This window comes from Demequina sp. NBRC 110053 (genome assembly GCF_002090095.1).
Taxonomy (GTDB): Bacteria; Actinomycetota; Actinomycetes; order Actinomycetales; family Demequinaceae; genus Demequina.
This window is the reverse complement of the sequence record NZ_BBRJ01000003.1, coordinates 259,042-281,542: the sequence shown is the minus strand read 5'-3', so window position 1 is coordinate 281,542 and position 22,501 is coordinate 259,042. Positions and strand designations below refer to the sequence as shown.

The following is a 22,501-nucleotide window of genomic DNA, read 5'->3' as shown; positions in this document are numbered from 1 at the left end:
CAGAACACCCTAGGGGTGTGCACGGCCCAGCGCATCAGGTCGCGCCGGCAGGGCCGCCTCGATGTCCATGGGCACCCCCGTGAGGTCCTCCGACACCCGCCACAGGACGTCGATCGAGGTCGCGAGGCCGATGCGCCGGTACAGCGGTCGCCGCACGGCGTCGCCCGCGTTCACCCAGCGAGGCGCGTACAACTGTCCGCCCCGCGCGGCGGGATCGGTCGCGGCCCGCAGCTGGGGGAGCGCGCCGCGCCACGCTGGCATGCCGGTCGACGCTGACAGTCGCTCGAAGAGGGGGCCGTGGCGTCCGCCGCCGCCCTCGCGCACGGTGCGGCTCTGCAGGTCGGTGTCCGACAGGCCCGGGTGCGCCGCCAACGACTGTGCTCGCGCACCTGCCGCGCGCAGCTCTCGCTCGAGGCCGTAGGCGAAGTGCAGGTTCGCCAGCTTGGCCTGACCGTAGGCCTTCCATTCGGAGTATTCGCCGGCGAGATTCGGGTTGTCGGGATCGATGCGCCTGCCCATCAGGCGAGCCGTGCTGGTGACCGTCACGACGCGCGCCGCCTCGGCGGCGAGCAGCGGGCCCAGCAGCCCGGCCGTGAAGGTCCAATGACCCAGGTGGTCGATGCCGAGCTGAGTCTCGAACCCGTCCTCGGTGCGGCCCTCCGGCATCGCCATGACGCCGGCGTTGTTGATGAGGATGTCGATGCGCGAGTGCGTGGTCGCGATCTGCGCGGCGGCGGCCCTCGTCCCGGCCTGCGAGCCGAGGTCGAGCGCCACCGTCTCGATCGACGCGTCCTGGACGGCAGCGACGATCGCCGCCCGCGCATCGGCCGTCTTGTCGGGCGACCGTGCGGCCATGACGACGTGCGCGCCGGCACCGGCGAGCGCCTTCGCCGTCTCGAGCCCAAGCCCGCCATTGGCCCCCGTGACGACGGCGACGCGTCCGTTCAGATCCGGAATGTCGGCGGCGGTCCAGGCCATGGGTTCTCCTCCAGCGTCGCGGTGTGTTCACCCCCAACCCGGTCACGGACAGCGTTGTTCCCCGGGCGCCGCCACAGCCATGCGACACGAGGCTCGGTGCCTGCCGAGGGTGGCGCCTCCGCCGCCCTCGCGTACGGGCGGCAACGATGGAATGCTGGACGAAGTGCCGGGGTTGCCCCGGCGAGATCTCCACCTCGAACCGCGAAGGAGCACCCCATGTCAGCCCCCACGTCCGTCCGCCCTCTCGAGGCGCTGTCCGCGGCCGGCGTCGCCGTCTGGCTCGACGACCTGTCGCGCGAGCGGCTGCGCAACGGCTCGCTCGAGCAGGACATCCATGACAAGTCCATCGTCGGCGTGACGACCAACCCGTCGATCTTCGCCGCCGCCGTCGCCGGCTCGGATCAGTACGACGCGCAGATCGGCGATCTCGCGGCGCGTCGGGTCGAGGTCGACGAGGCCGTGCGCATGATCACGACTGCGGATGTGCGCGAGGCGTGCGACGTGCTCCGTCCCGTCTACGACGCGACGGACGGCGTCGACGGACGCGTGTCGATCGAGGTCGACCCGCGATTCGCCCGCGACACGGAGGCCACCCTCGCGGAGGCGCGCCAGCTGTGGTGGCTCGTGGACCGGCCCAACGCGATGATCAAGATCCCCGGCACCGTCGAAGGGCTGTCGGCGATCACCCAGGCGCTCGGCCAGGGCATCTCCGTGAACGTCACGCTGATCTTCTCCCTCGAGCGCTACGAGCAGGTCGTGGACGCGTTCCTCGCCGGCCTCGAGGCGGCCCACGCCGCCGGACTCGACCTCTCGCGCATCGGCTCGGTCGCCTCGTTCTTCGTGTCGCGCGTCGACTCCGAGGTCGACAAGCGCCTCGCGTCGGGCGGCGCGGGCGAGGACCTGCGCGGGACGGCCGCGATCGCGAACGCCCGCCTCGCCTTCGAGCACCACGAGAAGGTGCTGGCGTCCGAGCGCTGGAAGGCGCTGGCCGCCGCCGGTGCCCACCCGCAGCGGCCGCTGTGGGCCTCCACCTCGGTCAAGGACGACGCCTATCCCGACACGATGTACGTCGACGAGCTCGTGACGGCCGGGACCGTCAACACCATGCCGGAGAGCACGATCGACGCCTTCGCCGACCACGGCGAGGCTCCCTCCGACGCCGAGGGCTGGGACACCGTGCGGGGCACCTATGACGACGCGCGCCGCACCTTCGAGCGCCTCGAGGAGGCAGGCGTCGACCTTGCCGACGTCACCCGCCAGCTCGAGGATGAGGGCATCGCCAAGTTCGCCGATGCGTGGGAGGAGCTCCTCGCGCGCGTCGAGGAGCAGATGGGCGACTGAGGCACGCGGCTGCGCTGCCACGGCGGGCGCCTCAGCCGAGGGCGTCGATCTCCCCGCAGCGCAGCCCCGTGTAGCCCAGGAGCGTGCCGAGCGCCTCGCCTCCCGCTGCAGCCGCATCGATGACGTCGGGGGCGCCGAGCAGCGCCAGCGTCGCCTGGTCGTACTGGGCGATCGAGCTCGACTCGGCGGCGATGCGCGCCTCTGGGACGACCCACGCCTCCATGTACGACTCGTATTCGTCGAGGGCAGCCTCGACCTCGGCGGTGGTGAGCGGCGCCGAGGACTCGACCCAACCGGGTGCGTCCAGCAGACCGCGCGCCTCGGCCCACTCGGCCTGCGCATCGGCGGCATGCGCGAGCATATCCTCTCCCGCTGCGTTCATGAGGGCGACGTCGCCGCCGTCGTCCTCGATGCCCGTCTGCTCGCTCTTGCGGTCCGTCGCGTCGAGCAGCTCCTTGGTCGACGTGATGCCCGCCTGGGCGGGGGCGCAGAACAGGTCCGAGCCCGCTGCGACGTCGCTGCCGCCTCCCATGTCGGCGGCGTCGCCCGTGCTGGCGTGGGCGCCGGGGGAGGGGACGGCGATCTCTCCGGCCGCGGCCCCTTCGGTCGCGCCCCCCAGAGGGGTGGCAGGCATCGAGGAGCCGGGGCCGTCCGCGGGCGCGGCGGAGCACCCGGCGACCACGGCGAGGGCGACAAGAGCAGGCACGACGGGTCTGAGCATGGGCCCGAGTGTGCCAGACGCGCGCTCAGCGGTGCACGACCACCTTGCCGATGACGGACTGCGACTCGACGAGCCGGTGGGCCTCGCGCAGGCCCGCCGCGGAGAAGTCTGCAATGCGCTCGGTGGCCGTGGACACGATGTCGCCGCGGTCGACCAGCCCGGCGACCTCGTCGAGGATTCGTGCCTGCTCGCCGATGTCCCAGGTGTCGTAGCGCGACCGCGCGAACATGTACTCCCAATGCATGGAGGCTGACTTCGCGAACAGCGGCAGCAGCGACTCGTCGGTGCCGTCGATCGACACGACCGCGCCGAAGGGCCTGATCAGGCGCGCGAAGGTGCCCACATTGCCGGGCGTGTAGGCGCTGAAGATCGAGTCGACTCCGGCCGGCGCGAGCTTCTCGACCGAGGCGACCAGGTCGTGGCGGTCCGCCACCGCGTCGGCGCCCATGCGCAGGCACCACGCCTCGGACTCCTCGCGCCCGGCCGTGGCGATGATCCGCAGCGCCGTGAGTCGCTTCGCCAGCTGCGTGAGCAGCGAGCCCACGCCGCCCGCGCCACCCACGACCAGCATGGTGCCCGAGTCCTCGCGGTTGATGCGGAGATGATCGAACATGCCCTCCCACGCGGTGAGGGCGGCGAGGGGCATCGCCGCCGCGTCCGCGAAGGACACGGACTCCGGCTTGCGCGCGACGATCCGGTGGTCGACCGCCTGGAGGTCGGCGTTCGCGCCCTGGCGGCCGGCGTCTCCTGCCCACCACACCTCGTCGCCCTCGTCGAGCCCCTCGACCTCGTCTCCCACGGCCACGACGGTGCCGGCGCCGTCGTAGCCGAGCACACGCGGCTCGTCGCCCACGGCGCCCCGGCCATAGCCGCCTGCGCGCTTCTTGACGTCGACCGGATTCACGGAGACCGCCTCGACGCGGATGAGCACGTCGAGCGGTCCTGGCTCGGGCTCCGGGACCTCGACGTCGCGCAGGGATGCCGGGTCGTCGACGGGGAGGGGGTCGAAGGCCGCGATCGCGTGCATGGTGGTTCTCCTCGTCGTTCGGGTCAGGGGCCCTGGAAGTCTGCCTCAGTCAACAGACGCGGGCCTGCCCGCCATTCCGCGCGACCCGCGACCGCTGGACGCCCGCCTTGCATCACGCGATCCGCGCCTCGACGCCGTCGGTGACGGCGGCGGCCGAGTCCCACGGGAGGCCGGCGGCGGCGAGCGCGTGCGTCATCGCGAGCCGCCGTCCGGAGGCGTCGTCGACGGAACCATCGGCGACGCCCGCGAGGCACGCCAGCACGGCGTGCTCGACCAGCCAGGCCACCGTGGTCTCCGGCACGTCCGCGCGCAGCCCTCCCGGGCCTGCGCCCCTGGCCACCGCATCGGCGATCAGCACGCGCACGGGCTCGAGCGCCTTCTCGACCTCGCCGCGCAGCTCGGATCGCATCCACAGCGCCGTGAAGGCCGCGACCGGCGCCTGGTCGTCCCAGATTCGCGCGACCAGCAGCGCGATCTGCTCGGCCGGCGTGCCGTCCTCCACCACGGCGGCGCCGGCGATGCGGCGCGCGCCACGCATGATCGTCGCGGCGACGAGGGCATCGCGTGAGGGAAACAGCGCGCGCACCTGGCGTGGGTCGAGCCCCGCTCGCGCGGCAACGGCGTCGAGCGGCGCGTGCGGGTCGCGCGCGAGCACTGCGACGGCGGCATCGAGCACCGCCTGCTCGGCGGCCGGAGCGCCCGCATCGCCTGGCCGACCGCGTCGCCCGCGCCATCGGTGCCACGGCGCGCTCACCGCAGGAAGATCCCGTCCACCGCGCTCGTGTAGTCGCGGGCGATGCGGTCCCACAGCGCGTTGGCCTGCGCGTCGATGCCGCGCCGAGCCTCGTCCGCCTCGAACCACGCGACCGACTCATGGATGGAGTCGCGGAACCAGTGCCGGGTCGAGAAGTCCGGCACGACCGCGCGCAGCTTGGAGGTGTCGAAGATCGCGGCGTTCGTCTTGTCGCCCTTGAGGGGCCCCTCGAACGCCTCGCGGTCGAAGCGGATCAGCGTGTCCGTCGGGATCCGCACCGTCTGCTCCTCGAGCGCATCGCGCGACACCCCGAGAGCGTCAGCGACGTAGCCGTGGATCTGGTTCCACGACAGCACGTCGTCGCCAGTGATGTGGAAGTCCTCGCCCACCGCGGCCTCGTTGCCGAGCAGTCCCACGAGGCCCACCGCGAAGTCCCGGTGGTCGGTCACGGTCCACAGCGACGTGCCGTCTCCGTGCACCAGCACGGGCGCGCCGCGTCGCAGCCGGTCGGCGATGGTCCATGGCTGCCCCCACGAGGTGATGCCGAACAGGATGTCCGAGTACCCGTAGGTGTGGGACGGGCGCACGATCGTGAACGGGAAGTCGCGCTCGGCGCCGGCCTCCCGCAGCAGCGCCTCGCACGCCGCCTTGTCCCGGCTGTACTGCCAGAACGGGTTGTGAAGCGGCGTGTCCTCGGTCACCACGGCGCGCGTGGGCGGCGTCTCGTACGCGCTCGCGGAGGAGATGAACACGTACTGCCGGGTGAGGCCGGCGAACGTCTCGATGTCCTGGGCGACGTGCTCGGGTGCGAAGCCGATCCACTGCACCACGGCGTCATACTCGCCATGAGCGGCCACGTCCTCCCTCACGGCGGCGCGCAGGGCCGGGACGTCGTGGACGTCGGCATGGATCACCCGCGCGCCGTCCGGAGCGGCGCCGCGGACCGAGGCGCCGCGGTTGACGAGGGTCAGGTCCATCCCGCGCTCGACGGCGAGGGGAGAGCAGGCCGACGAGATCAGGCCGGTGCCACCGATGAACAGCACGCGCACGAGGGGCCTCCTTTGGCTCGGGGGAGATCAGCGGGTAGGTCGGTGTTCACCCTACGCCCGGTGCGAGGCCCACGTGCCGCCCCGTCACAGCGCGCAGAGCTCGCCCGCGATCCCGCTCGACAGGCCCGTGCCCCACGTGAGCTCCGCGACCACTCCGTCGACGATGTCGAACACGTAGTGGTGCGAGCCTGGCTGCTCGGCCACGACCTGTTGCCGGACTCCGCGGGCGGGGTCGTCCTGGGTGATCTCCTTCGCGGTGGGGTACGCATCCGCGACGTCGGCCCTGGGTGATCCGGGCGCGACGCCCTCGCGCGTCGAGGGCAGGTCGTGCGGCGAGGCGGTCGCGAGGTCGCCACGGTAGACGAGGCGGAAGAACCGGATGGGCCCGTCCGGCTCGACGGGAGACGTGACGGCGACGATCTCCAGTGGGCCGTCGCCGGTGACGGGCGCGACCCACGGGCACTCCGTCCGCCCCGCGATGGCGTGACCCGGCACGCGGTCGCCGGCCTCCTCGAAGGTCATCCCCACGCACACGGGGCCGAACCGGTGGCCCTCGATGGCGACAGAGCTCCAGTCGAGGCCGTCGTCATACGTGGGGCATGCGAGCGCGAAGGGGCTGGGTTCGGGCGCAGGCTCCCCGGTGCCATCAGCGCTGGGCTGAGCGTCCGGGCGAGCGTTCGACGTCGTGGGGGCCGATGCGCGGTCCGGCGCCGCGGCGCTCGCCCCGGGGGACAGCGGGCTCACCTCGCCCGCCGTGACGATCTCGGGCTCCTCGGACTCGTTCGGTCCGGACGGGACGCAGGCACCGAGGAGTGCGGCGACGCCGATGGCGATGCCGGCACCTCGCACGACCATCCTGGACACCGCCACCCCCGAGGCTTGACCATCCGTCCCTGCGTGGCGCAGGAGCGTCACCTCTCACGCTAGCGCCGGGTGTCCGTTTCGTCACCCTTTCCGCAGCCCCTCATAGCCCGGCGCCGCGCCAGCGACATCGCGCGGGTGGCGGTCCACCGATCGTCCGTCGGCGTCGTTCAGGCTCCGGCCGCGCGCAGCGCCTCGCGGTAGATTCTGGCCACCCGGTCGAGCATCCCGTCGGCATCCTCGTCGACCTGCTGCCGCGAGGGGTCGGCCTCGAACCATGCGACCGCCTCGCGCATGCCGTCGGCGAAGGCGATCCGTGCCTCCCACCCCGGCACGAGCTCCTTGATGAGCGACGTGTCGTAGACCGCGGGATGCATCTTGTCGCCGTAGATCGAGCCGGCCTGCGACGGTGCGGCCGCGACGAGGGCGTCCGACGGCACGCACACCCGCTGCCGCTCGAACGCTTCCGGGTCGAGGCCGGCGGCGTCCGCGATGGTCGCATAGATGGCGTTCCAGGTGAGCGCCTCGTCCGACGTGATGTGGACGGCGCGCCCCAGCGCCGCCTCGGCCCCGAGCAGGCCGTGGATGCCGGCGGCGACGTCGCGAGCGTGAGTCAGCGTCCACAGCGAGGTGCCGTCGCCGGGGACCACCAGGTCCGCGCCTCGCCGCATCCTGTCGACGAGCGTCCACGGCATCCGTGAGTTGGCGGTGAACGCGGGGATCTTCGAGGGGCCGTACGTGTGCGCCGGCCGGACGATGACGTACGGCAGCCCCACGCGCTCGGCTTCCTCGTGCAGCGCGGCCTCCGCGGCCTGCTTGAGCCGCGCGTACTCCCAGTGGAGGTTCTCCTGCGGGGTGTCCTCGGTGGTGGGGATCAGCCGATCCATGGTGCGGTACGACGCGCTCGTCGCGATGAGCACGTAGCGGTCCGTGAGCGGCGCGAAGGTCTCGACGTCCTGCGCGACATGCTCGGCGTCGAACGCGACGAACTGCACGACGGCGTCGAAGCGCTCGCCTCGCAGCCGCATCCCCTGCAGAGCCCCGCGCAGAGCCTGGGCGTCCTTGGCGTCAGCGTGGATCACCCGCGCGCCGGCAGGCGTCGCCGCCGCCGTGGTCCGCCCGCGATTGACGAGCGTCACGTCGTCGCCGGCCTGCGCCGCGATGATCGCGAGCTCCGAGGAGATCAGTCCGGTTCCGCCGACGATGAGGATGCGCATGGACCGAGCCTACGGTCACGGCGTGGCCCCGTCGTGAGCTGGCGCCGAGAACGCCCGAAGGTCAGCTCGCGGGATCCCACATGAACACACGCACCTCCTGCGCGCAGCGGCACGCCCTCGCGATGCGGGCGGCCCACTCGAGCGCCTCGTCGCGCGTGCGCGTGCGCAGCACCGTGAAGCCGCCGTTCAGCTGCGTGGTGCCGGCGTAGGAGTCCTCGACCGAGGCGCCGTCCCCGTCGACCAGCACCGTGGGCACGCTCTGGTCGATCCCGCCGCCGAACACCCACACCCCAGCGGCCTTGGCCTCGTCGACCACGGCGTGGGAGTCGACGGAGGCCTGGTGGAGCTCGTCCTCGTCGAGGTCCATCGCGGAGGCGGGGAACGACACGAGGTAGTGGTTCATGGCGCGATCCCGTCGACGGGTCGCGCAAGCAGCGCGACGCGCACCGCTCCGTCCTTCGTCTCCTGCTCGGCGAGCTGGCGGAAGCCCAGATGCTCGTGGAAGGCGATGGAGCGCGGGTTCGCCGGCCGCACGTTGACCTCCGCCGTCACCTCGGTCGCGCCGCGCTCGCGGGCCCGTTCGAAGACGGACTCGTACATGGCGCGGCCCACGCCGGTGCCGCGGGCGCCTTCGCCCACGACGATGCGGTCGATGTACTGGTGGCGCACGCCGCGCGTCTCGAACCACCGGTAGTTCTCGGACTCGTAGGGCTGGCCGGACCCCAGGCTCAGCAGGAAGGCGATGACGGCGCCGTCGCGTCCGAGGGCCACCAGCGCGACGTCGCACCAGCCGACGAGCGCGCGCATCTGGTCCTCGGTGAGGGTGGTGACCGCAGGGTGGGCGGCCGTGTTGAGCGCGAGCACCTGATCCAGGTCGCCCTCGCGCATCACACGCATCCGCAGGTTCTGCATGGCGCCATTGTGCCGCGCCCATGTCACGGATGCGTGTCGGGCGTGCGACGTCGACATGTCGGCGTGCGGCCGCGTTCGCGCGACCCCGCCCCCGCGCACACCGCTCCTGGCCTGTCGCGGCGCGTCGCGCGCCAGCGCGCTCGGTGCCCGGGAACGCGCCGTCAGGGGAGCAGCAGCACCTTGCCCGTCGTGCGTCGGGACTCGAGCGCCTCGTGCGCGGCGGCAGCGTCCGCGAGGGGGTGCGTCGCGCCCACGCGGATGTCCAGCGTGCCGGCGGCGACGGCTTCGAACAGCTCGCCCGCTCGCCAGGCGCGCTCCTCAGGGGTCCTGAGGAAGTGACCCATCGACGGCCGGCCGAGCGTGATGGAACCCGCGCGGTTGAGGCGCTGGAGGTCGAACGGCGGCACCTGCCCCGATGCGCCCCCGAACACGATCAGCGAGCCGCGCACCGCCACGGACGCCAGCGACGCCTCGAACGTCGACGCGCCCACGCCGTCGTACACCACGTCGACCCCCCGTCCCTCGGTGAGGCCCCTGACGGCGGCGGGAAGCTCGGCGCCCATGTCGCCGAACCGGTCGTAGCGGATCACCTCGGCGGCGCCGGCGCCGCGCGACAGCGCCTCCTTGGCGTCAGTCGACACGGTGGTGATGACCCGCGCACCGCGGGCGACGGCGAGCTGCGTCAGCAGCAGGCCGACGCCACCGGCGCCCGCGTGGATCAGCGCGGTGTGGCCCGGCTCCAGCGGGAAGGACGAGGCGCTGAGGTAGTGCGCCGTGAGGCCCTGCAGCATGAGCGCCGCCGCGACCTCGAGGTCGACCTCGTCTGGCACGCGGTAGCAGTCCTTGGCGCGTACCCGCACGCGTTCGGCGTAGGAGCCGGGAGAGGAGGCCCAGGCGACGCGCTCACCCACGCGTGTCCAGTCGACCTCGGCTCCCGCCTCGGCGACGACGCCGGCGCCCTCGAGGCCCGGCGTGAACGGCATGTCGACCGCGTAGACGCCGCTGCGCTGGTAGGTGTCGATGAAGTTGACGCCCGCGGCCGCGACGTCTACCAGCACCTCGTGGGGACCGATGCGCGGGTCGGGGACGTCCGCGACCTCCATCACCTGCGGCTCACCGGGAGACTCGATCACGATCGCTCTCATCTCGCCATGGTGTCATGGTTGCTTCGAGTCTCGGCGCCGATGCGCACGCACGACCCGCCGCATGGTCGCATGCAAATCTGTGTATAGTTATGCACATGACGATCTCTGTGGCTGTCTCTGGAGCGTCCGGCTACGTGGGCGGCGAGGTGCTGCGGGTGTTCAGCGAGCACCCCGACGTCGAGTTCGGCGCCCTCACCGCGCACTCATCGGCGGGTGACCTCGTGGGGGTGCACCAGCCGCACCTGCGATCGCTCGCCGACCGCACCATCGTGGAGACGAGCGCCGAGACGCTCGCCGGGCACGACGTCGTCGTGCTGGCCCTCCCGCACGGAGCGAGCGGCGAGATCGCCGCTCAGCTGCCTCCCGAGACGCTCGTGATCGACTGCGGCGCCGACCACCGCCTCGCGAGCGCGGAGGCATGGGCGGAGTACTACGGCGGCGAGCACGCCGGGACGTGGCCGTACGGCATGCCCGAGCTCATCACGCCAGGCGGCCACCAACGGGACAACCTGCCAGGATCGCGTCGCATCGCCGTTCCTGGCTGCAACGTCACGGCCGTCACCCTCGCCCTCCAGCCCGGCGTCGCGGCCGGCGTCGTCGACCCGACAGACATCGTCGCGGTGCTCGCCAACGGATACTCCGGAGCGGGCAAGAAGCTCGCCACCCATCTGCTCGCCTCCGAGGGTCTGGGCGCGGCGAGCCCGTACGGCGTCGGGGGAGTGCACCGCCACATCCCGGAGATCGTGCAGAACCTCACCAGCGCGGGCGGCGAGGACGTGACCATCAGCTTCACGCCCACCCTCGTGCCGATGGCACGCGGCATCCTCGCGACCGTGACGGCACCCCTCGCCTCGGGTGCCGATGCCGCGCAGGTGCGTGCCGCGTGGGAGGCCGCCTACGAGAACGAGCCCTTCGTCCACCTGCTGCCGGAGGGCCAGTGGCCGACGACCGCGGCGACGCTTGGCGCGAACACCTGCCTCGTGCAGGTCGCCGTCGACCAGAAGGCCGGCCGCGTGGTCGTCATCAGCGCCATCGACAACCTCGTCAAGGGCACCGCCGGGGCGGCCCTGCAGTCGATGAACCTCGCGCTCGGGGTCGAGGAGACCACGGGCCTGCAGACGCTGGGAGTCGCGCCGTGAGCGTCACCGCCGCACAGGGCTTCGTCGCCGCCGGGGTCGCCGCCGGCATCAAGAGCACCGGCGCCAAGGACGTCACCGTCGTCGTGAACGACGGCCCGTCCAAAGTCGCCGCCGGCGTCTTCACCACCAACCGCATCGAGGCGGCGCCCGTCACGTGGTCGCGCGAGGTCGCCTCTGACGGCCGGGTAGACGCCGTGATCCTCAACTCGGGCGGCGCGAACGCGTGCACGGGGCCAGAGGGCTTCACGGACACGCATCGCACCGCCGAGCACCTTGCGGGCGCGCTCCAGGCCACCGGCCGCGACGTCGGCGCGGGAGACGTCGCCGTGTGCTCGACGGGACTCATCGGCATTCGCCTGCCCATGGACACGCTGCTCGCCGGCGCGGAAGCTGCGGTGGGCACGCTGAGCGCGGACGGCGGCCAGGACGCCGCCGAGGGCATCATGACCACCGACTCCGTCGCGAAGACCGCCGTCGCGGGCCGCGACGGCTGGACCGTCGGCGGCATGGCGAAGGGTGCAGGCATGCTCGCCCCTGGCATGGCGACCATGCTGTGCGTCGTGACGACCGACGCCCAGATCGACGCCGCCACGGCCAAGGCGGCCCTCGCATCAGCCGTGTCCCGGACCCTCAACCGGGTCGACTCCGACGGCTGCATGTCGACCAACGACACGGTCCTGCTGATGGCCTCGGGCGCCAGCGGCGCCTCTCCCGAGGCGAGCGCCTTCGAGGCCGAGCTGACCGATGTCCTGGCGAGCCTGTCCCGCCAGCTGGTCGCGGACGCGGAGGGAGCGGCGCACGACATCGCCGTGACCGTCGAGCACGCGACCACCGAGGCCGCCGCGGAGGCGGTCGCGAGGGCCATCACCCGCTCCAACCTCTTCAAGACGGCGATCTTCGGCAACGACCCCAACTGGGGCCGCATCATCTCCGCCGCCGGCACCGTGCCGGAGTCGGTGGCGCCCTTCGACCCCCGCACCATCGACGTCTCCGTCAACGGCGTCCAGGTGTGCCGCGACGCCGGCGTGGGGGACGATCGCGACCTCGTCGACCTGAGCGGCCGCGAGGTGCACGTGGTGGTCGACCTCAAGGCGGGCGTCGCGTCCGCCACGGTCTGGACCAACGACCTCACCCACGACTACGTCCACGAGAACAGCGCGTACTCCTCATGACTCATGACTTCGACTATCCCGACCTGACGCCCTCCCAGAAGGTGGGCGTCCTCATCGACGCGATGCCGTGGATCGAGTCCTTCAAGGGCGCGACCGTCGTGATCAAGTACGGCGGCAACGCCATGATCGACGACACCCTGAAGGCGGCCTTCGCCCAGGACATCGTGCACCTGCGGCTGCTGGGCCTGTTCCCCGTCGTCGTGCACGGCGGCGGCCCCCAGATCTCCGAGATGCTGAACAAGCTGGGCATCGAGTCCGAGTTCAGGGGCGGCCTGCGCGTGACCACGCCCGAGGCGATGGACGTGGTGCGCATGGTCCTCACCGGCTCGGTGTCGCGCGAGCTCGTCGGCCTCATCAACGACCACGGCCCGCTCGCGGTGGGCCTGTCGGGCGAGGACGCGGGCCTGCTGCAGGCCAAGCGTCGCCACGCCGAGATCGACGGCAAGCTCGTCGACGTCGGCCAGGTCGGCGACGTCATCAAGGTCAACCCCGCGGCCGTCGAGGACATCATCGCCGCCGGTCGCATCCCCGTGGTCAGCACCGTCGCGCCCGACATGGACGACCCGACGACGGTGCTCAACGTCAACGCGGACACCGCCGCGGCGGCGATCGCCGTCGCCCTGCGCGCACGCAAGCTCATCATGCTCACCGACGTCGAGGGTCTATACGCGAACTGGCCCGACCGCGACTCGCTCGTGCGACGCATCCATGCGACCGACGTCGAGAAGCTGCTGCCGTCCCTCGCCTCCGGCATGGTGCCCAAGATGGAGGCCTGCCTGCGGGCCGTGCGCGGCGGCGTGCCCCAGGCGCACATCGTCGACGGGCGCGAGCAGCACTCGCTGCTGTCCGAGATCTTCACCACCTCCGGAATCGGCACCATGGTCCGGCCGGACGACGTGGACCTGTGGGGCTGACATGACCGATCTGTCGAATCACGGGGAGGCGGGCCTCGAGAAGGGTGCGGTCGACCTCCAGCGCTACAGTCACGCGATCATGGGCACCTTCGGGGTGCCGATGCGCGTGCTCACCAGGGGAGAGGGCTCGTACGTCTGGGACGCCGACGGCAATCGCTACCTCGACCTGCTGGGCGGCATCGCGGTCAACGCGCTCGGCCACGGCCACCCCGCCTGGGTCGAGGCGATCGCCTCGCAGGCGGCCACGCTGTCGCACACCTCGAACTTCTTCGCCACGGAGCCGCAGATCGCGCTCGCCGAGAGGCTGCTCGACCTCGCCCATGCGCCGTCCGGCTCGCGGGTGTTCTTCGCGAACTCCGGCACGGAGGCCAACGAGGCCGCCATCAAGATGGCCCGCAAGACCGGCAAGGGCACCATCATCGCGCTCGAGGGCGGCTTCCATGGCCGCTCGACGGGTGCGCTGGCGCTGACGCACAAGGAGGCGTACCGCGCTCCGTTCGCGCCCCTCATCGGCGACGTCGTGTTCGTGCCGCCGAACGACGAGGAGGCGCTGCGGGCCGCCGTCACGGAGCACGCGGCCGACCTGTCGGCGATCGTCGTCGAGCCCATCCAGGGCGAGGCCGGCGTGATCCCCCTCTCGCACGCCTACCTGGCGCTCGCGCGGACGCTCACCCGGCGCCATGATGCGCTGCTGATCCTCGACGAGGTCCAGACCGGCGTGGCCCGCACGGGCGCGTGGTTCGCCCACCAGCTGCACGGCATCCAGCCGGACGTCATGACGCTCGCGAAGGGCCTGGGCGGCGGGTTCCCCATCGGCGCGCTCGTCGCCTTCGGCGACGGGCCAGGCGCGATGCTCGGCAAGGGGGAGCACGGCACGACCTTCGGCGGCAATGCGCTCGCGGCAGCGGCGGCGCTCGCGACGCTGCGGGTCATCGAGGACGAGGACCTCATCGCCAACGTCAAGGCGGTGGGCGCTCACCTCCGCGAGCGCCTCGAGGCGATGGACGGCGTGGTCGAGGTGCGCGGCGAGGGGCTCATGCTCGGCGTGGGCCTGGCGGCGCCCCAGTCCGCTGAGATCGCCCAGGCGGCGGTCGCGGCGGGCTTCATCGTCAACCCGCCGTCGCCCGACACGCTGCGACTCATCCCGGCGCTCACGCTCACGACCGCCGAGGCCGACACCTTCCTGACGTGGCTCGAGGGCCATTTTGAGGCGCATCCCCTGGCCGCGGAGTCGGCGAGCGACGGAGGCACGCCATGACCCGGCATCTGCTGCGCGACGACGACCTCAGCCCCACCGAGCAGCGCGAGGTGCTCGAGCTCGCCCTCGAGCTGAGGGCCGATCGCTACAAGGTCCAGCCCTTCGTCGGCCCTAAGGCCGTCGCGATCATCTTCGACAAGCACTCGACCCGCACGAGGGTGTCGTTCTCGGCGGGAGTCGCGGAGCTCGGGGGCTACCCGCTCGTGCTCGACACCGGCACCTCGCAGATGGGCCGCGGCGAGTCCGTCGCTGACACCGCGCGTGTGCTCGAGCGGCAGGTCAGCGCGATCGTGTGGCGCACGTACGGCCAGCGCCTGATCGAGGAGATGGCGGCGCACTCGTCGGTGCCGGTCATCAACGCGCTCACCGACTCCTTCCACCCGTGCCAGATCCTCGCGGATCTCGCCGCGGTCGCCGATGCGCGGGGCGGCGTGGGCGCCCTTGCCGGGCTCGACCTCGCGTACGTGGGGGACGGGGCCAACAACATGGCGCAGAGCTATCTGCTGGGCGGGGCGACCGCCGGCCTGCACGTGCGCATCGGCACCCCGGACGGCTACCTGCCCGACGCCGAGGTGGTCGCCAAGGCCGAGCAGATCGCCGAGTCCACCGGCGGCTCGGTCACCGTGACCCACAGCGCCGATGACGCCGTCAGCGGCGCGGACATCATCGCCACGGACACGTGGGTGTCCATGGGAGACGAGGCCCAGAAGGCCGAGCGCGAGGCGGCGTTCTCGCCCTACCAGGTGAACGCGCGCTCGCTCGAGCTCGCCGCCCCTGGCGCCCACGTGCTGCACTGCCTGCCCGCCTACCGCGGCAAGGAGATCACCGCATCGGTCCTCGACGGCGAGCAGTCGCTCGTGTGGCTTGAGGCCGAGTACCGCCTGCACGCCCAGAAGGCGGTGCTGAGCTGGCTGGTGGAGCGGTGATGACCCAGACGATCCCCGCGACCAAGGCAGCGCGCCAGGCGCTCATCCGGCGCCTGATCGAGGCCGAGCCCATCCACTCGCAGGGCGAGCTCGCCGTGCGCCTGGAGGCGCAGGGGATTACCGTCACCCAGGCGACGCTGTCGCGCGACCTGGTCGATATCGGCGCGGTGAAGGTGCGCGGCGTGCACGGCGGTCACGTGTACGCGACCAGCGAGACGATGTCCGCCGGCGAGGACACCGAGCAGCGCCTCACCCGGCTGTGCGGCGAGCTGCTGTTCAGCGCCGACGGCTCCGCGAACCTGACGGTCATCCGCACTCCGTCTGGCGCCGCGCAGTACCTCGCGAGCGCGATCGACAGCCACGACGACGGGGACATCGTCGGCACCGTCGCCGGCGACGACACGCTCATGATCATCACCCGCGAGCCGGATGGGGGCCTGCGGCTCGCCCAGAAGTTCCTCGACCGAGCGGCGCGCGCTGCGCACCACTGACACCTCTTCGACACCAGAAGTGACCACAAGGCAGAAGGAAGCAACACACATGACAGACAGGGTTGTGCTCGCGTATTCGGGCGGGCTGGACACGTCCGTGGCGATCGGCTGGATCGCCGATGCGACGGGAGCCGAGGTCATCGCCGTGGCGGTGGACGTCGGCCAGGGCGGCGAGGATCTCGAGGTGATCCGCCAGCGCGCGCTCGACTGCGGCGCTGTCGAGGCCTACGTCGCGGACGCCCGCGACGAGTTCGCCGAGGAGTACTGCATGCCCGCGCTGCAGGCCAACGGCCTGTATCAGGACAAGTACCCGCTGGTGTCGGGCCTGTCGCGGCCCGTCATCGTCAAGCACCTGGTGGCCGCCGCGCGCGAGTTCGGCGCGACCACGGTCTCGCACGGTTGCACGGGCAAGGGCAACGACCAGGTGCGCTTCGAGGTGGGCATCACCTCGATCGCCCCGGACCTGAAGTGCATCGCGCCCGTGCGCGACCTGGCGCTGACGCGCGACAAGGCCATCGAGTATGCCGGCCGCCACGAGCTGCCCATCGAGACCACCAAGTCCAACCCGTTCTCGATCGACCAGAACGTGTGGGGCCGCGCGATCGAGACCGGCTTCCTCGAGGACATCTGGAACGCGCCCACCAAGGACGTCTACAACTACACGGACGACCCCGCCTTCCCGCCGGTGCCCGACGAGGTCATCATCACGTTCGAGCGCGGCATCCCGGTCGCGATCGACGGCTCGGCTGTCACTCCCTTGCAGGCCATCGAGCAGCTCAACAAGCGCGCGGGCACCCACGGCGTGGGCCGCATCGACATCGTCGAGGACCGCCTCGTCGGCATCAAGTCGCGCGAGGTGTACGAGGCGCCCGGCGCGATCGCGCTCATCGAGGCTCACCGCGAGCTCGAGAACGTCACCCTCGAGCGCGAGCAGGCCCGCTTCAAGCGCGGCGTCGAGCAGAAGTGGGGCGAACTGGTCTACGACGGCATGTGGTCCTCGCCGCTCAAGAAGTCGCTCGACACGTTCATCCTCGACACGCAGGAGTACGTCTCGGGTGACGTGCGGATGGTGCTGCACGGCGGGCGCGCGACGGTCACGGGCCGCCGTTCCGAGACCGGCCTCTACGACTTCAACCTCGCGACCTACGATGAGGGGGACGCGTTCGACCAGACGGCCGCGCGCGGGTTCATCGAGATCTACGGCCTCGCCGCGAAGCAGGCCGCCGCGCGCGAGGCGCGCCTGAAGGGATAGGCATGTCCGAGCAGTCCGGCACGGGTCAGGGTTCCACCGTCGAAGGGGCCCTGTGGGGCGGCCGGTTCGCCGGCGGCCCGGCCGATGCGCTCGCGGCGCTGTCCAAGTCGACCCAGTTCGACTGGCGGTACGCCGACGACGACCTGCGCGGTTCGATCGCGCATGCGCACGCGCTGCAGCGTGCCGGACTGCTGACCGACGATGAGGCGTCCACCATGGTGGACGCGCTTCAGCGGATGCGCGAGGACAACGCCGCTGGCCGCTTGGGCCCGTCGGAGTCCGACGAGGACGTCCACGGCGCGCTCGAGCGGATACTCATCGAGCGCATCGGCGCCGACGTGGGCGGCAAGCTGCGCGCCGGCCGCTCGCGCAACGACCAGATCGCGACCCTGTCGCGCATGTACCTGCGCCGGCACGCACGCCTGATCGCCTCCCAGCTGCTGGATGTCGTGGACGCGCTGCTCGCGCAGGCCGACCGCCACATCGGCGATCCCATGCCGGGGCGCACGCACTTCCAGCACGCGCAGCCGGTGACCATCGGCCACCACCTGCTCGCGCACGCGTGGCCGCTGCTGAGGGACGTCGAGCGGCTCACCGACTGGGACGCCCGCGCGGCCTTCAGCCCGTATGGGGCGGGTGCGCTCGCCGGCTCGACCCTGGGGCTGGACCCGCAGGGCGTCGCGGACGAGCTCGGCTTCGTCGGACCCATGGAGAACTCGATCGACGCGACCGCCTCGCGCGACGTTGTCGCCGAGTTCCTGTGGGTCGCCGCGATGATCGGCGTGGACCTGTCGCGGATCTCCGAGGAGGTCATCGCGTGGGCCACCGTGGAGTTCGGCTTCGCCGGGCTCGACGACGCCTACTCGACCGGGTCGAGCATCATGCCGCAGAAGAAGAACCCCGACATCGCGGAGCTCGCGCGCGGCAAGGCGGGCCGGCTCATCGGCGACCTCACCGGCCTGCTCGCGACTCTCAAGGGTCTGCCGCTCGCGTACAACCGTGACATCCAGGAGGTCCACGAGCCCGGCTTCGACGCCGTCGAGACCCTCGAGGTGCTGCTCCCGGCCTTCGCCGGCATGGTGCGCACGCTGGTCATCAGGGCCGACCGGATGGCCGAGCTCGCACCGGCGGGGTTCTCGCTCGCGACCGACATCGCCGAGTGGCTCGTCAAGAAGGGCGTGCCGTTCCGCGAGGCGCACGAGGTGGCTGGCGCCTGCGTGCGGCTGTGCGAGAAGCGCGACAAGGAGCTCCACGAGCTCACCGACGACGAGCTGGCGGAGATTCACCCGCGGCTCGACGGGTCGGTGCGCGACGTGCTCACAGTCGAGGGCTCGCTCGCCGCGCGCGACGGGCTCGGCGGCACGGCGCCCGCGCGGGTGATCGAGCAGGGCAAGGCGGCGCGGGCACGCGTCCGGCACTTCCGCCCCTGGTCCCTCGCCGCGTCCTAGCCCCCCACCACACCCTCCTGCCTGAGCGCCCTATGAGGCAGTGAGTGTCGTTCTCGGCCCACCGGCGCGCCGCATGAGGAGATTCTCGGCGCAGCAAGCCCGCTTGGCGCCCGGCCCCGTCGCCCCCCGGCGTCCAGATGGCTGGCCGTCGCCTTCAGGTGTGCTCCGTCACCTGATGGTGGCTGAGCGCCGCGGCCGTGAAACACGTCGGACACGGAGCATCTGACACGATGGCACGGTGACCCTGCTCGACGACTGCCAGGCTCGACTGCCAGCGATGCTCGAGGACGTGCGCCGCCTGATCGAGTGCGAGTCGCCGTCCGAGGACGCCGAGGCGAACGCCCGCAGCGCCGATGTCACGGCCGAGGTCCTCGGCGCTCGCCTCGCGGAGGCGGGCCTGCCAGCAGACCCGCAGCGCATCACCGTGGATGGCGCGACCACCCTGCGCTGGGGCGGCGGCCCCACGCGCGTGCTGCTGCTCGGCCACCACGACACGGTCTGGCCGCTCGGATCCCTGGAGCGCCTGCCGTTCTCGATGGAGGACGGAGTCCTGCGCGGCCCCGGGTGCTTCGACATGGCGATCGGCCTCGTGCAGGCGACCCACGCCCTCGCCGCGCTCGCCCACCGCCATGGCGCCGATGCGGTGGCCGGCGTGACGCTGCTCGTCACCGGCGACGAGGAGACGGGGTCCACGCGCTCGCGCGACCTGCTCGAGGACGAGGCGCGCCACGCGGATGCGGTGCTGGTGCTCGAGGCGTCCGGACCGGGCGGCGCGCTCAAGACCGAGCGCAAGGGCACCTCGATGTACACCGTCACCGCGGTGGGCCGTGCGGCCCATGCGGGCCTCGAGCCCGAGCGCGGCATCAACGCGGGCGTCGAGATCGCGCATCAGATCCACGCGATCGCGGCGCTGTCCAAGGCCGCCATCGGCACCACCGTGACGCCCACCTCGGGACGGATCGGCACCACGCTCAACACGGTGCCGGCCACGGCATCCGTCGATGTGGACGTGCGCGCACGCACGGCCGCCGAGCTCGAGCGCGTCGACACGGCGATGCGGGCGCTCGACCCCGGCGCCGATGGCGCTCGGATCGCGGTGGAGGGCGGGATCAACCGCCCGCCGCTCGAGCACGCGATGGCGGCCGCGCTGTACGAGCGCGCGCAGCGCGTGGCGCCCGCGGCGGACATCGAGGACCTCGCCGAGTGCGCCGTGGGCGGCGCATCCGACGGCAACTTCACCGCTGGGCTGGGAGTCGCGACGCTCGACGGTCTGGGCGGCGTGGGCGGCGGCGCCCACGCGGACGACGAGCACGTGATCATCGAGCATGTCGCGCAGCGGACGGCGCTGGTCGCGCTCCTGGTCGAGGACCTGCTGGGCCTGCCTGCATCGGGGGCGGGAGGATGATGGCCGTCGAGCACGCCGCACGAGCGCGCAGCGACGCCGATTCCGCAGCCCGCCGCGCCGCGGTCGAGGTGCGCGCCCTGCGTGCCGGCGAGGTCGCGCAGGCCGCGCGACTGCTCACGGCGATCTGGGGCAACCCGACGATCGAGCCGCCGCTGATGGTCGCTCTCGAGCACAGCGGCGCCTACGTCGCCGGTGCCTTCGCCGCCGGAGAGCCCGATCGGATGGTGGGCGCGTGCGTCGGCTACTTCGCCCAGCCGCTGGGCCAGGCGCTCCACTCCCATGTCGCCGGAGTCGCGCCGGGCACCGAGCGGCGCGGCGTCGGCATGGCGATGAAGCTTCACCAGCGTGCCTGGGCTCTCGAGCGCGGGCTCACCCGCATCACCTGGACCTTCGACCCGCTCGTGTCCCGCAACGCGGCGTTCAACATCGAGCGACTCGGCGTCGACATCGACGAGTACCTCGTCGACTTCTATGGCGAGATGAGCGACGGCGTGAATGCGGGGCAGGGGAGCGATCGGCTGCTCGCCGCGTGGCGGCTCGACAAGCCACTCCCGACCCGCCCACCAGCAGCGAGCACCGAAGCCGCCCGGCCCGACGCTGTCGCGCGCGATCAGACACCGCCCCACCGCGAGCGGCACTCGGCCAGCGCATCGGCCCTCGAGCCGGGCTCCAGCGGCGACCCCCGCGTCCGCGTGCCGGACCCGAGCGCACCGGAGATCGCCATCGCCGTCCCGCCCGACATCGAGGCGCTGCGGCGTGAGCGCCCTGAGAGCGCCGCCCGTTGGCGCGGCGCCGTGCGCGGCGCGATGGTGCCCCTGCTCGATCGCGGCTGGCGCGTGACCGGCTTCCACGACCACCACTACCTCTTGGGACGACCATGATCCAGATCGACCACGTCACGCTGCGCGAGCTGCGCATCCCGCTCGTCTCCCCCTTCACCACGTCCTTCTCGACTCAGACGGCGCGCACCCTCGTCGCGGTCGAGGTGGCGGCGCGCGTGAACGGCGCCGAGGTCACCGGGTGGGGCGAGTGCGGGGCGCTCGCTGAGCCGGTGTACTCCGAGGAGTATGCGGCCGGCGCGATGGACGTCACCGAGCGCTTCCTGCTGCCGCGCCTCGCGGCCGCCCAGCGGGACGGCGCCCTCACGGCGGAGACGGTGGGCGCCCACCTCGAGGCCGTCGTCGGCCACCGCATGGCCAAGGCTGCGCTCGAGGCCGCCGTGCTCGACGCGCAGCTGAAGGCGGCAGGGACGAGCTTCGCCACCTACCTGGGGGCGACGCGCGACCGCGTCCCCTCGGGCGTGTCCGTGGGCATCCAGGACTCGATCCCGGCGCTGCTCGACGTCGTGCGGCGCTACGTCGACGAGGGCTACCAGCGCGTCAAGCTCAAGATCCAGCCCGGCTGGGACATCGAGCCCGTGCGCGCCGTGCGCGAGGCCCACCCCGACGTCCCACTCCAGGTCGACGCGAACGCCGCCTACACGCTGGTGGACGCCGCACTGCTGCGCCGCCTCGACGCCTTCGACCTGCTGCTGATCGAGCAGCCCCTCGCGGAGGATGACATCCGCCAGCACGCCGAGCTCGCGCGCCTCATGTCCACGCCCATGTGCCTCGACGAGTCAGTGGTGTCTGCCGCCTCCGCCGCGGACGCCATAGCGCTGGGCGCCGCGGCCGTCATCAACATCAAGCCCTCGCGGGTGGGCGGCTACCTCGAGTCCGTGCGCATCCACGATCTCGCGCGCGCGCACGGCACTGCCGTGTGGTGCGGCGGCATGCTCGAGACGGGACTGGCGCGCGGCGCGAACGCGGCCCTGGCCGCGCTCCCAGGCTTCACGCTGCCAGGCGACATCTCGGGGTCTGCGCGGTTCTACGAGCGGGACCTCACCACGCCGTTCGCGATCGAGGACGGGCACATCGCCGTGCCGACCTTCCCTGGGCTGTGCGAACAGCCCAACGCCGATGCGCTCGTCGAGTTCGAGGTCGGGTCGCGCGTGGTGCGGCTCGCCTAGGCGGCACGGACGTCAGGCGACCGTCACCTCGGTCGCGCCCGTCAGGTCGCGCAGGTCCTCGTACGAGATCTCGAACACCGAGGCGGGGATCCCCGCCGCCGCCCACAGCTCGCCGTGCTCCGTGAGCTCGACGTCGATGTAGGTGGGCAGGGGAGAGGGGTGGCCCACGGGCGCGACGCCACCGATGGGCTGACCCGTGGCGGCCCTCACCTCCTCGGCCGTGGCTCGCGTGACGGCCTCGACGCCGATCGCGCGAGCCAGCAGGTCGGTGTCGACGCGGTGCGCGCCCGACGCGAGCACGAGGATGGGGCCCTTCTCCGTCATGAAGATGAGGGAGTTGGCGATCGCCCCGATCTCGCAGCCCAGGAAGGCGGCGGCCTCGGCTGCCGTGTGCGTGCCGGTGGACAGCTCGCGCACGCGGCCGTGAAGGCCCGCCGCGTCGAGGACCGCCGTGACCTTCTGGACGTTCGCATGCATCTGGCT

The 22,501-nt window shown here is 72.1% G+C and carries 23 protein-coding genes; 12 read left to right on the top strand and 11 right to left on the bottom strand.

From position 1 onward, the window contains the following. Positions 1-9: 9 nt before the first annotated feature. Complete coding sequence (locus B7K22_RS10450; protein WP_084040187.1) at positions 10-978, bottom strand: oxidoreductase; 969 nt, start codon at positions 976-978, stop codon at positions 10-12. Between the two features lie 216 nt (positions 979-1,194). Between B7K22_RS10450 and tal the strand changes: the two genes are divergently transcribed. Beyond that, on the top strand, positions 1,195-2,319 hold the full coding sequence (tal, locus tag B7K22_RS10445) for a transaldolase (RefSeq protein WP_084040186.1): 1,125 nt from the start codon (positions 1,195-1,197) through the stop codon (positions 2,317-2,319). Positions 2,320-2,350: 31 nt separating this feature from the next. On the opposite strand, the gene B7K22_RS10440 is transcribed toward tal, so the two are convergent. From B7K22_RS10440 to B7K22_RS10400, 9 genes are all read right to left on the bottom strand, one after another. Beyond that, positions 2,351-3,040 carry a hypothetical protein gene (locus tag B7K22_RS10440; RefSeq protein WP_084040185.1) on the bottom strand — a complete coding sequence of 230 codons (690 nt, stop codon included), beginning with the start codon at positions 3,038-3,040 and terminating at the stop codon, positions 2,351-2,353. 25 nt (positions 3,041-3,065) lie between these two features. After that, complete coding sequence (locus B7K22_RS10435; protein ID WP_084040184.1) at positions 3,066-4,067, bottom strand: zinc-binding alcohol dehydrogenase family protein; 1,002 nt, start codon at positions 4,065-4,067, stop codon at positions 3,066-3,068. A 112-nt stretch (positions 4,068-4,179) separates the two neighbouring features. Continuing rightward, a complete protein-coding gene (locus B7K22_RS10430; RefSeq protein ID WP_084040183.1) occupies positions 4,180-4,821 on the bottom strand; it encodes a TetR/AcrR family transcriptional regulator in 642 nt (213 codons plus the stop codon). Then, a complete protein-coding gene (locus B7K22_RS10425) occupies positions 4,818-5,870 on the bottom strand; it encodes an NAD-dependent epimerase/dehydratase family protein (RefSeq protein ID WP_084040182.1) in 1,053 nt (350 codons plus the stop codon). Before B7K22_RS10425 ends, B7K22_RS10430 begins: the two co-directional genes overlap by 4 nt. An 84-nt stretch (positions 5,871-5,954) precedes the next feature. After that, positions 5,955-6,740 carry a hypothetical protein gene (locus B7K22_RS10420; RefSeq protein WP_084040181.1) on the bottom strand — a complete coding sequence of 262 codons (786 nt, stop codon included), beginning with the start codon at positions 6,738-6,740 and terminating at the stop codon, positions 5,955-5,957. Positions 6,741-6,901: 161 nt separating this feature from the next. Then, positions 6,902-7,948 carry an NAD-dependent epimerase/dehydratase family protein gene (locus B7K22_RS10415; RefSeq protein WP_084040180.1) on the bottom strand — a complete coding sequence of 349 codons (1,047 nt, stop codon included), beginning with the start codon at positions 7,946-7,948 and terminating at the stop codon, positions 6,902-6,904. A 61-nt stretch (positions 7,949-8,009) separates the two neighbouring features. Next, positions 8,010-8,351, bottom strand: a complete 342-nt coding sequence (locus B7K22_RS10410; protein WP_084040179.1) for a YciI family protein — start codon at positions 8,349-8,351, stop codon at positions 8,010-8,012. Then, on the bottom strand, positions 8,348-8,860 hold the full coding sequence (locus B7K22_RS10405) for a GNAT family N-acetyltransferase (RefSeq protein WP_159448843.1): 513 nt from the start codon (positions 8,858-8,860) through the stop codon (positions 8,348-8,350). The genes B7K22_RS10410 and B7K22_RS10405 overlap by 4 nt, the downstream gene beginning before the upstream one ends. A gap of 161 nt (positions 8,861-9,021) precedes the next feature. Further along, the gene (locus B7K22_RS10400; protein ID WP_084040177.1) at positions 9,022-10,005 is read right to left on the bottom strand and encodes a quinone oxidoreductase; all 984 of its coding nucleotides are present in this window, start codon (positions 10,003-10,005) and stop codon (positions 9,022-9,024) included. An 89-nt stretch (positions 10,006-10,094) separates the two neighbouring features. Between B7K22_RS10400 and argC the strand changes: the two genes are divergently transcribed. The 11 genes from argC to menC all read left to right on the top strand — a co-directional run bounded on the left by argC (position 10,095) and on the right by menC (position 22,018). Continuing rightward, positions 10,095-11,144, top strand: a complete 1,050-nt coding sequence (gene argC / locus B7K22_RS10395) for an N-acetyl-gamma-glutamyl-phosphate reductase (RefSeq protein WP_084040176.1) — start codon at positions 10,095-10,097, stop codon at positions 11,142-11,144. Continuing rightward, positions 11,141-12,316 (top strand): bifunctional glutamate N-acetyltransferase/amino-acid acetyltransferase ArgJ, encoded by a 1,176-nt coding sequence (gene argJ, locus B7K22_RS10390; protein WP_084040175.1) that lies wholly within the window; start codon positions 11,141-11,143, stop codon positions 12,314-12,316. Before argC ends, argJ begins: the two co-directional genes overlap by 4 nt. Then, the gene (gene argB, locus B7K22_RS10385; protein ID WP_084040174.1) at positions 12,313-13,230 is read left to right on the top strand and encodes an acetylglutamate kinase; all 918 of its coding nucleotides are present in this window, start codon (positions 12,313-12,315) and stop codon (positions 13,228-13,230) included. The genes argJ and argB overlap by 4 nt, the downstream gene beginning before the upstream one ends. Position 13,231: 1 nt before the next feature. Further along, positions 13,232-14,488 (top strand): acetylornithine transaminase, encoded by a 1,257-nt coding sequence (locus B7K22_RS10380; protein ID WP_084040173.1) that lies wholly within the window; start codon positions 13,232-13,234, stop codon positions 14,486-14,488. Then, on the top strand, positions 14,485-15,414 hold the full coding sequence (gene argF, locus B7K22_RS10375) for an ornithine carbamoyltransferase (protein ID WP_084040172.1): 930 nt from the start codon (positions 14,485-14,487) through the stop codon (positions 15,412-15,414). The genes B7K22_RS10380 and argF overlap by 4 nt, the downstream gene beginning before the upstream one ends. Further along, positions 15,414-15,905 carry an arginine repressor gene (gene argR / locus B7K22_RS10370; protein WP_084040171.1) on the top strand — a complete coding sequence of 164 codons (492 nt, stop codon included), beginning with the start codon at positions 15,414-15,416 and terminating at the stop codon, positions 15,903-15,905. Before argF ends, argR begins: the two co-directional genes overlap by 1 nt. 49 nt (positions 15,906-15,954) lie before the next feature. Further along, a complete protein-coding gene (locus tag B7K22_RS10365) occupies positions 15,955-17,157 on the top strand; it encodes an argininosuccinate synthase (protein ID WP_084040170.1) in 1,203 nt (400 codons plus the stop codon). Positions 17,158-17,159: 2 nt separating this feature from the next. Beyond that, entirely contained in the window at positions 17,160-18,605 is a 1,446-nt protein-coding gene (gene argH, locus B7K22_RS10360) for an argininosuccinate lyase (RefSeq protein ID WP_084040169.1), read from the top strand. 238 nt (positions 18,606-18,843) lie between these two features. Beyond that, positions 18,844-20,010, top strand: a complete 1,167-nt coding sequence (locus tag B7K22_RS10355; RefSeq protein ID WP_234983462.1) for a M20/M25/M40 family metallo-hydrolase — start codon at positions 18,844-18,846, stop codon at positions 20,008-20,010. Then, a complete protein-coding gene (locus B7K22_RS10350; protein WP_084040168.1) occupies positions 20,010-20,891 on the top strand; it encodes a hypothetical protein in 882 nt (293 codons plus the stop codon). The genes B7K22_RS10355 and B7K22_RS10350 overlap by 1 nt, the downstream gene beginning before the upstream one ends. Further along, positions 20,888-22,018 carry an o-succinylbenzoate synthase gene (gene menC / locus B7K22_RS10345; protein WP_234983461.1) on the top strand — a complete coding sequence of 377 codons (1,131 nt, stop codon included), beginning with the start codon at positions 20,888-20,890 and terminating at the stop codon, positions 22,016-22,018. Before B7K22_RS10350 ends, menC begins: the two co-directional genes overlap by 4 nt. Positions 22,019-22,030: 12 nt before the next feature. Here the strand turns inward: menC and B7K22_RS10340 are convergent, their stop codons facing one another. Further along, complete coding sequence (locus B7K22_RS10340) at positions 22,031-22,495, bottom strand: YbaK/EbsC family protein (protein ID WP_084040167.1); 465 nt, start codon at positions 22,493-22,495, stop codon at positions 22,031-22,033. Between the last annotated feature and the right edge of the window lie 6 nt (positions 22,496-22,501).